At 37.8% G+C, this 14996-nt stretch carries 13 protein-coding genes; 11 read left to right on the top strand and 2 right to left on the bottom strand.

Translation table 11 applies throughout. The annotated features are described in order from the left end of the window. Nucleotides 1–24: 24 nt before the first annotated feature. The 11 genes from A8B79_RS00415 (at nt 25) to msrA (ending at nt 9863) form a co-directional block, all read left to right on the top strand. Nucleotides 25–885 (top strand): LEA type 2 family protein, encoded by an 861-nt coding sequence (locus A8B79_RS00415; RefSeq protein WP_066216513.1) that lies wholly within the window; start codon nt 25–27, stop codon nt 883–885. Nucleotides 886–888: 3 nt separating this feature from the next. After that, nucleotides 889–1347, top strand: a complete 459-nt coding sequence (locus A8B79_RS00410; protein ID WP_066216511.1) for a methylated-DNA--[protein]-cysteine S-methyltransferase — start codon at nt 889–891, stop codon at nt 1345–1347. A gap of 95 nt (nt 1348–1442) precedes the next feature. Then, complete coding sequence (locus A8B79_RS00405) at nt 1443–3026, top strand: amidohydrolase family protein (RefSeq protein WP_066216508.1); 1584 nt, start codon at nt 1443–1445, stop codon at nt 3024–3026. Between the two features lie 17 nt (nt 3027–3043). Next, the gene (locus tag A8B79_RS00400) at nt 3044–3508 is read left to right on the top strand and encodes a BAPKO_0422 family outer member beta-barrel protein (protein ID WP_066216499.1); all 465 of its coding nucleotides are present in this window, start codon (nt 3044–3046) and stop codon (nt 3506–3508) included. Between the two features lie 24 nt (nt 3509–3532). After that, on the top strand, nt 3533–4075 hold the full coding sequence (locus tag A8B79_RS00395; RefSeq protein ID WP_066216496.1) for a PepSY domain-containing protein: 543 nt from the start codon (nt 3533–3535) through the stop codon (nt 4073–4075). Between the two features lie 84 nt (nt 4076–4159). Continuing rightward, nucleotides 4160–4954, top strand: a complete 795-nt coding sequence (locus A8B79_RS00390) for a DUF6090 family protein (RefSeq protein ID WP_153038304.1) — start codon at nt 4160–4162, stop codon at nt 4952–4954. A gap of 248 nt (nt 4955–5202) precedes the next feature. Further along, nucleotides 5203–5913 carry a hypothetical protein gene (locus tag A8B79_RS00385; RefSeq protein ID WP_066216491.1) on the top strand — a complete coding sequence of 237 codons (711 nt, stop codon included), beginning with the start codon at nt 5203–5205 and terminating at the stop codon, nt 5911–5913. A gap of 252 nt (nt 5914–6165) precedes the next feature. Next, nucleotides 6166–6870, top strand: coding sequence for a DUF6090 family protein (locus A8B79_RS00380; protein WP_066216486.1), 705 nt, complete (start codon nt 6166–6168; stop codon nt 6868–6870). A gap of 93 nt (nt 6871–6963) precedes the next feature. After that, nucleotides 6964–8274: a DEAD/DEAH box helicase gene (locus tag A8B79_RS00375; RefSeq protein ID WP_066216484.1), complete on the top strand. Its 1311-nt coding sequence runs from the start codon at nt 6964–6966 to the stop codon at nt 8272–8274. A 219-nt stretch (nt 8275–8493) separates the two neighbouring features. Continuing rightward, nucleotides 8494–8880 carry a DUF4019 domain-containing protein gene (locus A8B79_RS00370; RefSeq protein ID WP_066216481.1) on the top strand — a complete coding sequence of 129 codons (387 nt, stop codon included), beginning with the start codon at nt 8494–8496 and terminating at the stop codon, nt 8878–8880. 488 nt (nt 8881–9368) lie between these two features. Continuing rightward, the gene (gene msrA, locus A8B79_RS00365; RefSeq protein WP_066216479.1) at nt 9369–9863 is read left to right on the top strand and encodes a peptide-methionine (S)-S-oxide reductase MsrA; all 495 of its coding nucleotides are present in this window, start codon (nt 9369–9371) and stop codon (nt 9861–9863) included. Between the two features lie 169 nt (nt 9864–10032). Here msrA and A8B79_RS00360 read toward each other — a convergent pair whose 3' ends face one another. Continuing rightward, nucleotides 10033–12630, bottom strand: coding sequence for a M14 family metallopeptidase (locus A8B79_RS00360; protein WP_066216475.1), 2598 nt, complete (start codon nt 12628–12630; stop codon nt 10033–10035). A gap of 82 nt (nt 12631–12712) precedes the next feature. Then, entirely contained in the window at nt 12713–14971 is a 2259-nt protein-coding gene (locus A8B79_RS00355; RefSeq protein ID WP_066216472.1) for a DUF5916 domain-containing protein, read from the bottom strand. Nucleotides 14972–14996 lie beyond the last annotated feature (25 nt).

The raw sequence follows: 14996 nt of genomic DNA, 5'->3' as shown, positions 1-14996 counted from the left end.
ATTAAATCGCTGTAATTTGAGCACATGAAATTCTTTAAATACCTCCTTTTAATTACACTATACGCCACATTCAATATCAACTGCTCTGCACTAAAAGATTTGGCGTCCATACAAAAACCTGATCTTTCAGTAAATGATGTCAGGATTTCTGATGCTTCATTAAGTGATCTTGAGCTTACTTTTGATATAGAAGTTGATAACCCTAATGCGGTTGCTGTAAATCTTACATCATATAATTATGATTTCCTGATCTCCGATAGAACTTTTGTAAGTGGAGACCAAGCTTTAAGCACAGAAATTTTATCCAACAATAAAAGCATTGTGCAAATTCCGGTACGCTTTACTTATGATGAACTATTCAAAACCTTTTCAGATATCCGAAAACAAGATGAAACAAGCTACGCATTAAAATCTGTGATAGGAGTTGACTTACCTATTCTGGGATTCACAGAAATACCTTTGGAAAAATCCGGAGTAATTCCGGTTATTAAAACTCCAAAAGTATCCGTTTCCAGATTATCTGTTAAGAATTTATCTTTTACTAAAGCTGATCTTGAATTGATCCTCAACATTGATAACCCCAATGCTTTTGGAATTTCGTTAAGCGACACTGACTATACAATATCTTTAAATGGACTTGATTCGATCTCAGGAAAATCTTTAGATCCCATCAAGATCGAAGAAAAAGAATCAGGTACTATTTCGGTTCCTGTTTCATTAAACTTTATCCAATTGGGTAGAAGTGCTTATAATGTTATAACAGGAGATCAGCCTCTGGAATATACGATTTCCGGCAACTCGGATGTAGGATCAACGCTTCCATTTTTTAAAACTACCCCTTATAATTTTGATCGCTCAGGAACTGTCAACATTTTTAATAATTAAACAATGACCTTTGTAAGCTATCTGGAAACTCCAATCGGTTATCTCAGAATACTTTCTAACGGAAGTGGAATTACAGGAATTAAGTTTATGGATTTTGACGGTCCCGAAGATCCTGACATTCATACCGAATCGGCAAAAACACAGCTTAAAGAATACTTTGGAAATAAAAGAGATCGGTTTGATCTTAATCTGCTGCCGGAAGGAACCGATTTTGAGCAAAAAGTCTGGTCGCAGTTAAATAATATACCTCACGGAACAACTACTTCGTACGGGAAAATAGCCTCTCACCTTGGCGATAAGAATTTTTCGCAAGCAGTTGGTTCAGCAAATGGAAAAAATCCTATCGCAGTAGTAATTCCATGCCATCGTGTTATTGGTTCTGATAACAAGCTGGTTGGTTATGCAGGGGGAATGGAGCGAAAAGAATGGTTGCTTAAACATGAAGGCGCTTTACTTCTGTAACTAACTTTTACTATCACTAACATACCTTTTACTTAGATTTGTAATCGATTTCTGCTTCAAATCAGATCTAAGTTTCAATAACTAACTTTTTCGAAATGAAAAAAATATTTCAGCTGATCCTACTTGTACTTTTAACCTCTCCTTTGTTTGCACAAATGAGCGACGCTCCTGACCGAGCAGATGGAGAAGGTCCTTTTGATCGCTTGATCATCAGAGGAGTTAATATGATCGACGGTACCGGCTCCCCTGCTACCGGACCTGTTGATATCGTAATTGAAGGAAATCGAATTGCCAGTATCAGAACCGTTGGTTACCCGGGACTTCCGATCAATGAAAACAGAAGACCAAAAGCTGAGGCTAATGATAAAGTAATAGACGCAACGGGTATGTATTTACTTCCGGGTTTCATTGATATGCACGCACATACCGGAGGTGGGGCTCAGGGAACTACTCCGGAATATGTATATAAACTTTGGATGGCGCACGGAATCACAACCATCCGCGAACCGGGTTCCGGAAATGGAATGGACTGGACACTCCGTCATAAAGCCAAAAGCAAAAAGAATGAAATTACGGCTCCAAGAATTTCAGCATATATTTCGTTTGGGCAAGGAGCCTCAGAACAAATCATCAATGAAAAGCAGGCTCGCGATTGGGTTCAAATGATCCACAAAGCAGGAGCTGATGGAATTAAATTTTTCGGTGCATCCCCGAAAGTGTATGCAGCTGCTATTGATGAAGCCAATAAACTTGGTCTTGAAACAATGACCCACCACGCCCAAACCAGAGTGGTTTATAATAATGTACTCACCTCAGCTCGGTTAGGTTTAACCAGCATGACGCACTGGTACGGTTTGCCCGAAGCTCTTTTTGAAGATCGTATCATTCAGGATTACCCATTGAATTACAATTATAATAATGAGCAACACCGCTTTGAAGAAGCAGGAAAACTCTGGAAACAAGCAGCGGAGCCATATTCTGAAAAGTGGAATGAGGTTATGAATGAGTTGTTAGAACTGGATTTTACCCTTAATCCTACCATGACTATTTATGAAGCCAGCCGGGATCTGATGGCTCAACGTCGAGCTGAATGGCATGAAAAATATACACTACCTTCTCTTTGGAGATTTTATGAACCCAGCAGAATTTCACACGGTTCGTACTGGTTAGATTGGGGAACTGAGCAGGAAGTAGAATGGAAAAACAACTTCCGTTTATGGATGAAGTTTGTGAACGAGTATAAAAACCGAGGTGGAAGAGTAACTTTGGGTTCTGATGCCGGATATATCTACAAACTATATGGTTTCGGTTATATTCAGGAAATGGAAATGATGAGAGAAGCTGGTTTCCATCCTTTAGAAATTTTCCAATCAGCTTCTCTTAAAGCAGCTGAAGTGTTGGGAATGGATGACGAACTCGGGACAATTGAGGTAGGTAAACTTGCAGATATGTTAATTGTTGATGCAAACCCCATGGCAAATCTTAAAGTGTTGTATGGAACAGGTGCTATTTTGGTTGACAATGAGAACAATGTTAAACGCCATGGTGGAGTTGTTTACACTATAAAAGATGGAATTGTATACGATGCCAAGCAGTTATTAAAAGACGTAGAGAGTATGGTTGATAAAGCAAAAGCCAAAGAAAGCTTCGAAATCACTCAACCCGGAGTTAAATATTAATTTAAAACAACTTAGCTATGAAAATTAAAGCTTTACTCACATTAGCAACCTTAGTAATCGCAACTACTTCGCTAAAAGCACAAAATGAAGGGATTGCAGTTGGAGCTCAGCTGTTTTCACCTACAGGAATTACTGCCAAGGCAACTATTTCAGAAACTGCTGCGATAACCGGTGTTTTAGGATTTAATTTTAATGAGTTTAATAACATTATAAATCTACAAGCCAATCTTATACTGAGTGGAAATAGTGATTCCTTTAATGTTGAATCAGGAGTATTGAGGCCCTATTACGGTGTAGGTGTAAACTTCCTCTTTTCAGAAAATTCTGATACCGGAATTGGTTTCAGGATACCTTTGGGAATGGAATATTCGTTGCAAGACCAGCCTGTTGAACTTTATATGGATATTGCTCCAACAGTGAATGTTGAGACAAGTTCCGCATTCTTTCTCAGCAGTTCGATGGGATTACGTTATTTCTTTTAAACTGATAAAGCCAAAATATAATTAATGAGTTGGCACGCACGGCGGGATAACCGCAAAATTCACAGATGGGGAGCTATTATTATAGCTCTCCCTTTTTTGATCGTATTAATTACAGGACTTTTCCTTCAGGTAAAAAAGGAGTTTGCCTGGATTCAGCCTCCAACTCAGGAAGGTGTTTCTACAGATCTTGAAATTACTTTTGATGAAATTCTTGCAATATCTTCAACTATTGATAAAGCAGGTATTACAAAATGGTCAGATATAGATCGCCTGGATGTTCGCCCGGATAAAGGAGTAGTAAAAGTACGCGGGGTAAACAACTGGGAAATTCAGATAGACACCAAAACAGGTAATGTGCTCCAAGTAGAATTTCGCCGTTCCGGAATTATTGAAACCTTACACGATGGTTCCTGGTTTCATGATTCAGCCAAACTTTGGATCTTCCTCCCTTCCGGCATAATTGTAACTATTCTTTGGATCACCGGAATCTATATGTTCTTCATTCCCTACCTCCAAAAGCGGAAGAACAAAAAACGTTTGGATGAACTGAAAAGTAAACACGAGTAAACCCCCACTGGGTAATTTTTAGAATTTTGAAATAACCTCTGTTTTAACCAATTTCCTCTGTTAATAACAATGGGGGTTTGGGATATGTTTAAGTTTTTTCGACGGGTACGACAGGCTCTCCTTTCTGAAAGCAAGTTCAGCAAATATCTATTATATGCTATTGGGGAAATTGCTCTAGTAATGATCGGTATTTTATTGGCCCTTCAGGTTAATAACTGGAATGAAGAGAGATTGAAGAAAAACAGAGAGCAAGTATATCTGAATCTTTTGCTAAGAGATTTAAATACAGATATAGAGTTTTATAAATCAAATATTGAATTTTATGATCTGGTTCTCGAGAGTGGGATAAAAGTATTAGACTTTTCAGATGGTATAAATGATCTTAAATACACAAATTGGGAATTACTGGTAGACGCCTTCCATGCCAGTCAAATCTGGCCCATTATTATCGAAAGTGCAACCTACGAAGAATTAAAAAGTGCCGGTGAGTTGTCATTACTTAATAATTCAGTCTTAAGAGACCGGCTGGGATATTACTACGGAGGAGGAACATCCAGATACCAGAGTACTATTGGTATAAACCCTCCATACCGTAAAATGGCCCGAATGCAGATACCTTTCTCTATTTTGGATTACATGTGGGATGAATGCCATGAGACTGTCGGTGACATACAAGTATTACACAAATGTGATCCGGTTATTACCGAAGAAAAAGCCGGTGAAATATTGAATAAGTTAACCAACAATGAAGAATTGATGGGAGAACTAGGTTTTTTTATGTCAGCTATTCGTGGAGGATTTGAGCCATTAAGAGAACAGTTTAAACTTTCCGAACTAATTGTTAGTGAAATTAACAAATCTTTGGAGAAGGATAATTAATGCTACGCTTCTTCCTCAAAATACTATTTGAACCGCTGATTAAACTGATTTCAGGATTAACACAGGTTTTTAATCGTTTGTCATATCGAACAAATGTGAGATATCTAAAAATGATGCTTGGGGGTTCGAGATCTTTAGACTTCTCGCTACCGCTCGAAGTGACAAGCCATAACTCCGCTCCATCCCTGAAATCAGTTTAACCCACGACTCCTATGCTGAGATTTTTTAGACAAATACGACAAAAACTTATGGAACAGAATAACGTTCGAAAATACCTCCTTTATGCTTTAGGTGAAATTGCTTTGGTAATGATCGGGATCTTACTCGCTCTTCAGGTGAATAACTGGAATGAGGAAAGAAAAAAAGCTGATCTTGCAGAATCCTACTTAACTGCTTTAAAAGAAGATCTAATATTGGATATTGAAAATTTTGAGTATCAAATAGAAGATCTGTCTTTTCAGTTATCTCAAATTGACAGTCTGGAAGAAATACTATCTGAGCCTTCTTTAACCAATTCGGATTTTAATGACCTCATCAAAGCTAATCTTGATATTATTCAGACTTTTGAGACTGCTAATCTGAACAACAATACATTTCTGACTCTTCAAAATACCGGCAGAGTTGACCTGTTAGATGAGATCATCCAATTTAGATTATTGGATCTGAATTCTCTTCAAAAAGTTTATCAGGTTATGATAACTGACAATCTTCAGCTGAAATATAATTTAAGCGAAGATTTTATCAGTGAGGTTCCATTTTACTTTCACGAATTTAAAATTGAAATAAACGCCGATGTTGAAAGTGATATATGGAATAATGTAAACTGGGTGCAGGCACGTAGAAAGTTTTACACTTTCCTGAATATGATGAAAACGGTGAATGAGGTAGCAATAGAAATCACAGAAGAACTAAAATCAGAATCAGAAGATCTTTTGGAACTTCTGAATAATTTAAACTAATGCTCCGCTTCTTTCGCCAAAAACTGTCTGAACCAGGGATTAACCGGATGTTTGGATTATCACGGATTTTCTATTTTTTGTCATGTCGAGCTACTGCGAGACATCTAAAGATTTTGATGATAGTTCAAGGATTTTTAGACTTCTCCCTTTCGCTCGAAGTGACAAGCCATGGATTCGTGACATCCTTCAATCCCATTAATCCGCGGTTCAAAACCTATGCTTAGATTCTTCCGCCAAATACGAAAAAAACTCATGGAACAGAATAAACTTCGTACTTACCTCCTGTATGCGATTGGAGAAATTGCTTTAGTTATGATCGGGATATTGCTGGCACTTCAAGTTAATAACTGGAATGAGAAAAACAATCAAACACAAACTGCGCAGTATCATTTAGAAATTCTTAAGCAAAATCTTGAAGATGATAAAGAACAACTTAAAGATCTCTTACATAATGCCTATGACAGAGAACGTATGGCCTTGAACATGTCGGACATTATTCAATTAAAAACCGAACCTAATGATTCAATTGCCGGTAATATTGCACAATTACTTTTGGAGTTCAATTTTAAACCCCGAACCAATGGTATTGATCTATTAATTTCTTCCGGTAGTTTAGATGCACTTAATTCAGATATTCAGAACTCTATATCTAAATATTATCTATCTACAGAGGCAATTCAAGAAAGAGAAGAGATATCTAATAGGTTTATACATCAGTATGAGACTTTTGTATTTGAAAATTATAGTCAAATTTGGGGAAAAGGTAATACAAATGATATGTTTGTTCCGCTCTATAAAGATGACCAAAGACCTCCGATTTCTTTTGATCTTGAATATTTTTTATCCGATAAAACGATGGAGGCTTACATTTTTGCTCGGCTCTATCAGATTAGAAAACAAATTGATACATATGATCAGGGTCTATTGATGCTTGAAGAACTAAGCCAAAAAATATAAAAACTGATGGCACGCTTCTTATAAAGTAATCTCTTAAAGCAGAATCTCAGTTTTACTCTCATTTCCCGTCCTTAAAAGCCGTAGTTTACAGACATGTCATCTTCTATAAAAAATCAACGCGCTATTCTGGATAAACTGAGCATTAAAGAGCTCAATGAAATGCAGAAGACAGCTAAGTTCGCTATTCATACAAATGCTAATGTAGTTCTGCTCTCCCCCACGGGAACAGGAAAAACACTCGCTTTCTTATTGCCGATCGTCGAAGAACTGGATCCGGAATGTGAGCAGATTCAAGCCCTGATCCTGGTTCCTTCCAGAGAACTTGCTATTCAGATCGAACAAGTCGCTCGTGAAATGGGAACCGGTTTTAAGATCAACGCATTTTATGGTGGCCAATCTTTTTCCAAAGACAGATCCGAACTGGAAACGCCTCCTGCTATTTTGATCGGAACTCCCGGAAGAATCGCAGATCATTTACGGCGTGAGACTTTTGAAGTAACAGATATCAAGTCATTGGTACTGGATGAGTTCGATAAGTCGTTAGAGATCGGTTTTGAAGCTGATATGACTGAGATCATTGATGCCTTACCAAACGTGAAAAAGAATATCCTTACCTCTGCAACCAAAGGCATTGAGATCCCGGATTTTGTAGGGTTGAAAGATGAAGAGATTGTCAATTTTCTTGATATAGATAAACCTGATCTTGTTATAAAAACGGTAATCTCTCCCGAAAAAGATAAATTGGATACTCTGGTTGCATTGCTGAATCAGCTTGGCGATAAACGAGGTCTTGTTTTTTGTAATTTTAAGGATTCCATTCAAAGAGTAAGCGATTTCTTAAATCACCATAAAATTCCGCATGGTTGTTTTTATGGCGGACTTGAGCAAAATGATCGTGAAAATGCATTGATCAAATTCAGAAATGGAACACATCGTTTATTGATCGCTACAGATCTGGCCGCTCGGGGAATTGATGTTCCTGAAATGGACTTCATCGTTCATTACCATCTCCCGCTTAAAGCTGAAGAATTCACTCACAGAAATGGTAGAACGGCCAGAATGCATAGTGATGGCGTTGCATATGTTTTAAAATGGAGTGATGAAGATCTTCCTGACTTTATTCAACCGGATGGAGTTGAAGAATTATCGGTTTCAAATCCGCCAACAAAGACAGAATGGAAAACGCTTTATATCTCGGGTGGACGTAGAGACAAAATTTCCAAAGGAGATATCGCCGGTTTTTTCTTTAAAGAAGGAAAACTCAAAAAAGGCGAATTAGGTGATATTGAACTAAAGCAGGAATCGGCATTTGCAGCTGTTAAAGCTGATAAAGTGGAACAGGTTCTCAAACTCATCGACAATAAAAAGCTAAAGACTAAGAAAGTCAGGATTTCGGTGGTTTGAGTTTAAAATTTCAATACAACTGACTGAAATAACTAATTTTTAGTAGTGATTTAAATAATCATTTATATATTACTTTATAGCAAAATTAAAAAACTTCAGCAATGATATTGTCAAAAAAGAAATCTGAATCCCAAGCATTTATTTATTTCATGTTTTTTTTTAGGAGTAATCATTTCCGGTTGCGGGTTTTCTGAGTCTTTAAATGAATCAGATGTCGTTATGGATAATTTCTTTAAAGACAGGATAGAGAACAAACATTCAGGATCTGAAAGATTTTATGCTGAGTCTTTTTTAGAAAAAGTAGATAAAAAAGAATGGGCCAGAATTAAAACCCTGGTTGAAAAAGCAAACGGTACACTTCTTTCTTACGAAAAAACATCTTGGAATATCAATAAGAGATCAAATACCAACCCTGATAAATCCGGTACATTTATCGCTTATACATATAAAACTACATATGATAATGGAGCTGGTACAGAAACCATTACTGTTCTAAAAAATCAAAATAATCCGAGTTTTAGAATCATTTCTCACAATTTTAATAGCGAAATGATACAAGACGTTATTAATCAAGGTATCGATCAGGTAACAAAAGAGGATTCCTGAATCCACAAATTTTTCTGTTCTTAGAAATATTTGTGATCAAAACTACATTGTTCAATTTTAATTTACATAAAATTTAGCTCGGTTCCAGCTAACGCAAGCGTCTCGCTTGTGCATTTCTTACAAAAAATTCGTCCAAGTGTGACGCTTGAACTAGAAAAAACCTTCTCCTAATTTATGTTCCATACTCGTGAATGAATGTTATTGGTAACTCCGATATAAATCGTAGTTCTTCGATACTAAGTAAGAAAGTACACATAGCCTTTGTTCATGACTATTAAGACTGTTTCAAGACCTATTCCTTACAAAGATCCTGAAACAAGTTCAGGATGACCCTATATGTTTTACTGTTCATAAACTCTCATCGAATTACCTAACATCTACAAGGATGACCATGATTAAACTTTATCCAAAGCAACTTTTCTGCTATCATATCTGTTAATTAAACCTGAAGCAATACAAATCACATTAGACTAATTGAAAAAACTGAGATGGAAAATTTGAAGAAAGCCTATATAGCCGGCGGCTGTTTTTGGGGAATGGAAGATTTATTCAGAGTTCGTCCGGGAGTTAAAGATACTGAAGTTGGTTACATCGGCGGACAAAATGAAAACCCCACTTACAGAAATCACCCCGGTCATGCAGAAGGCATAGAAATTACTTACGATCCAAGCGAGACTTCTTTTAAAGAGTTACTGGATTACTTTTACAGAATGCACAACCCAACTACGGTCGATCAACAAGGGAATGATCGTGGTAGCAGTTATCGCTCTGCCATCTTTTTTCAAAATGAAGAGGAAAAAGAAATAGCTGAAGAAGTTATTCAGGTCGTAAATGTATCTAACAGATGGGATAGTGAAGTAGTTACTACTTTAGAGCCCTACACCACATTCTGGCCAGCTGAACCTGAACATCAGGATTATTTAGTTAAACATCCCAACGGATATACCTGCCACTTCGAACGGTTTGAAGAGAGTTATTTTTAGGGGTATTTGCTTATATAGAAGTTAACTCTTCCAGAGTTTAATATTTATCATTTCATTTTCGAATCTAGTTTTAACTCCGGAAGAGTTGGTGTAAAAATCATTCTATAAGTTTCTGAAACAAGCTCGGTCTGACGGCTTCAAGTCCGTCTGACCGAAATTCTAAAAAATATCAAAAACCCGGTACAAGCATAACCGCATTCTGCATCATTCTTGCCGGACCAATCCAGAACATTCTGTATTGAGTGTTATCCATTAAAAAAACTACATTTCCACTTCCCATTCCCTGAACTGCTGCGAATGCCTTACCGGCAGCTTTCTCTTTGTTTTCTTCTGAAGCATAACCAGAAGCCAACACTCCGTCTGCATCTTTAACATAATACCCAACTGAACTGAAAGATGGATCAGGCTTTAAGGCATTAGTACTGAATTTCAAAGAGTACAGTTTGTCCTTCATTCCAAAAGCTAATGGATGTGAATTGTCGATCATGGCCTTAAATGCAGAACCCGGAATTCTTCTCAATCCGCTGGAATCTTCCTGATCTTTATATCTGGTGTACGCTGCCGGATCTATTTTATCTCCATCTTCGTCCTCTTCTTCTTCAAATAATTCAGCAGATGAAATTCCTGATTCCTCTTTTGTCAACCAGCTTGTAGCTCCTTCAGTTGCGACCAATGTTCCACCATCACGAACCCAATCCTTTAATCGCTCTCTGGAGTTTTCATTAAAAGTTCCATTTAACCCATACCCTCCCGGTAAAATGAGAACGTCATAATCGTTCAGATCTAATCCGCCAAAACTACCTGATCGTATTCTGTCGATGCCAAATTCGGTCCATTGATCAAAAAGGAACCAGATCTGTCCAGCAGTATATGAACTAAATCCTGAATCAATCATCAAACCCACTCTGGGCTTTTCTATTGGTCTCATACTAGGAGATCCCAGATCGCTACCGGAATCCATTCTACCTGTGTTGAAACCGGCAACTTTCACATCTGCATAATCAGCAATTGTTTTCATATCCTGATGAATAGCATCTCCTTTATGAAGGTTTCTTCCCAAGAGCACCACCAAACTTCCTCTGGAATATTCCGTTCCAACTTTTGTAAATCCTTTTTCAGAAGAACGCACTTTATAACCGTGCTTCCACAGTTGAGCTAATGCTTTAGGCGCATTTCTTTGATTCCAGTCGATCACATAAGCATACTGAGCATTTCCGTTTGTAATTCCATTCGGATGAACTACTTCCTCATCGATCTGAGTTGTGTTTACTCTGATATTCGATGTAGTCCAGGCTGCATCCAGATTATAAGCCAATGGCGCCGACCATGTACTCATATCGTACATAACCGAATCTTTGATCTCCAGCTGTCTTCTCATAATTGTATTTATGAAAAGATGCGCCGGTTGATCCGTTTTGATAATAAAATCTCCTGCTTTGAACGACCTTGATGAAGCGTTTCCATCCCAATAACTGAAAGCATTTCTGATATTGAAATCATCGTTTGCCTGTTCAACCTGCACGCCCTGTTTCAACATCAAGTTCACAACATCGTAAGTATAATCGTTTGAATTGTTTGGAAGGATATAGGCTTTTGTATTTCCTTTTTGGGTATTCTGAGAACGAGCATCTTGAAAATATTCTACAAGTGCTTTTCTGTTTTCAACTGATGTCTTTACTATAGAAACGCCGTTCTTATAGTGATCAAAAACTCTTTGTCGAAGTGTAAGCACATAGCCGTCATTAGTTTCAACTGCTCTTCCACCACGACTGTGGCCGCCCTGCTCCGCCAACATTCCAATTCCACCCATAATACTTGGATAAGAAGAACCGTAACCCGGATAAAAGAAATCGAAGCGTTCCCGGGTTTCAAAGTTAACCTGAGCTTTATCAAATTCCTCGATTGCTCCACGACCAAAAACATCTGCCCATTTTTCATAATCAGCAGGCAGTTCATGATTCCTTGGAGTAGTTCCCGGCATCGTAAAATAGTTGTTGTTAAAACCCTGCTCATGAAAATCAATATGAACCTGAGGCATCCATTCCTGATAAACTTGTATTCTTCCTGCTGATTCAGGATGTATCAACCAAGTCCAGTCTCTGTTCAGATCAAACCAATAGTGATTCGTTCTACCACCAGGCCAGATCTCGTCGTGCTCCAGATCCTCTGCGTTTACATTCAGTACATTTGCCTGACTGGATTTGTACCAATATACATATCGATCACGACCATCAGGATTGATCATTGGGTCAATAATAACTACTGCATTGTCTAACCAGTTTTGTGTTTCAGAATCTGTAGAAGCTACTAATCGGTATGCCGTTTGCATTGCCGCTTCGCTACTGGAAGGCTCATTTCCGTGAACATTATAACTCATCCAAACTACTACCGGCTCTTCATTTACTGATACCGAATTAGGAGTATTAGCTACTTTTAAATTCTGTGCTCTTATTTTATCAAGATTACTGTGATTATCTGCGGAAGTAATGATCGCATAGTTCACAGAACGATTTTCGTAAGTGCGAGCATACTCGTGAAAAGTGATCTTATCAGAAAGTTCTGCCAGCTTCTCAAAATAGCTCATTACCTGATGATGGAAGGTGTATTGAGTGCCTAATTCGTAGCCCAGATATTCTGTTGGCGAAGGAATGGAATTATTATAACTGACAGAGGGATCGAACTGAAATCTTTCTACTGCATCCTGTAATTGAGCCGATGCAGAAATTGAAAGAAATGCAGTTATAAAAAGTAGCGTAAATTTTTTCATAGCGTAGTTAATTATTGTTGTGATCAGACTAACAAAATTTGTGGTAAAATGGGGTTAAATAATTTCCTGAGATCTTTTTCCTCTAGAAAATAAAAGTATGAGTGTACTTCACAAGAAAAGACCCGGATTCAATGGAGGGTAATCTCGGCAACCCCGTTTCTCTTGGATCTCTATTTGTATATGACTGCTCATTAACAACCAAATAGAAATCACGTCCTTCACTAAAGTTATATCTGAATCTTATATTTGCTCCGACTTTTTCAGACACATTACTGTATTGCATAAATGCGCTTAAAGTAGCTTTTTTGTTGAATGCGTATTGACCTCTGAATTGCCCAAGATGAGAGGTAAATTCTTTTGTTGATCTATTTCCTATATCGGGAAAACTAAGATGTGTAATCCTGTAGCTGCCTCCCAATTCAACTTTTCTGGAAACAAAGAATCTTGGACTTACATCCAGTTCCATAATGTTCCCATCGTAAAGTGTTCCAAATCCTCCATTAACACCTCCAGCTACTTTCCAGGCTTCGGAGAACTGATAACTGAAACCTGCTCTTGCCGTTTCATATACTTGTGAAGGAATAAATATCTTTCCTAATAAACTAAACGATTCCCCAACGGGCACATCGTCCTTTTCAAAAACAGCATTTATATTAAGCTGTCCATATTGCTTAAATCGACCTGTCCATTGAGTTGTCAATGTTCTTGATTGTAGGCCGGTATTAAAATTTCCAAACTCATATTCGTCATTATAAAATCGTCCAAAATAAGATGCGCTAATACTTGTTCTCTGAAAAACAGATTCTTCTTCTGGTAACCATCCATAGGCTAATTGCAGATATTTCTGAACGTTGCCGCCCACTCTTACATATCCGATTTCAGGATTAAAATCATTTCCCAGCCTTGTAACAGTAGCTTGATACCCAAAACCTGTACTGGTCACATTACGAGCAGACAACCTTAATGCTGATGTTTGATCTAAATCATATCTCTGCGAACTTCCCAGGTCATTGTCAACTGATTGGGAGACTCTGAATTCTAAAAAATGATTACTGAAAGTATTGATATCTCCGTCAGCACCATATACAATATTTGAACTTCCGTCTGCACCTAACCGACTTGTAAAGATCCCTCCGAGATAAGACGCTGAATTAAAAGCCTGCTTTCGTAAACGAAGCACTCCAAAATTTTCGGATGGCAGATTATCATTTTTTGCTGTTTGAAGATTTAAAAATCCTACATCCAGATCATTAACTCGTCCTGTTATCCTTGCTCCACCCAAAATCCGAACTTGATTCCCGCTACCATCTAACCCAATTCTTCTGCTGTAAAACACTCTGTCTCCTCCGAATGAGAAATCAAAAAGCCCCGCTCTTTGTTGAAAGAATTGTCTCTTTTCAGGAAAGAACAGTGAGAATCTAGAAAGGTTCAATTGTTGATCATCGGCTTCAACCTGAGCAAAATCAGTATTTACCGTGGCATCTAATGTCAGATTGCTGGTTACATTGTATTTCAGATCAAAACCAACTTCTCCTGTAAAATCATTCTCGAAATTATATTCGGATGAATCTGAATTGAGTGTACTAACTGAATTAATCCCTGTTAAACCATACGGAGTGATATATAGTGGGTTTTTAGATTCCACATCTTCGAGTATTACATCCTGAGCTTGTGATGGTTTCGCATTTCCCAACGACCAGTTTGGCGGAATAACAGGAAATATATGACGCTCATTATTTTTCGCGAGCCAGCGATACACTATGATTCCCATTTCCGTGGTATTATTAACTTCCTGTACTCCAATACTCGAAAAAGGAATCCTCATTTCGGCAAACCAACCTTCCTCTGTTTGAGTGGTTTCCACATCCCAGAATGCATTCCAGCTGTCATTAAAAACATTTCTTCCCCCGCTGAAATCGGCATCATTTGATAAAGCTATATCAAAGCGTACTCCATCGGGGTTCGTAAAAAACCAAGTAGCATTTTGGTTATCATTGAATCCATCAATAACGATTGCAAATACATCGTCGCTGCTATATTTATCTCTTGTTAAGGAATTAGTGGTTATGCTTTCCGGATTGGATGTAAAAAGTTCCCCTGCCACATATATATAGTTATCGTCATAACCCACTTTGAATCTTGTGACCTCACTCATCTCTCCCATAAAAACCGGTTCATATTGTACAGGCGTAAAAGCGGGAATAATATCCCAGGCGGGCTCGTCTATTTTACCATCTAAAATGATCGGAGATTCGATCCGTGACAATCTTAAGCTTTCCTGAGCTTTTGCGCTTTCAACAAATGCCAAAACAAACAGTATCCCTAAAAGTCTTTTCCCCAAAAAATGCTCCTTTATTTTAAAGTGT

The organism is Balneola sp. EhC07, from assembly GCF_001650905.1.
Taxonomy (GTDB): Bacteria; Bacteroidota; Rhodothermia; order Balneolales; family Balneolaceae; genus Balneola.
The sequence above is the reverse complement of the archived record's forward strand: the minus strand, read 5'-3'. Positions and strand labels throughout refer to the sequence as shown.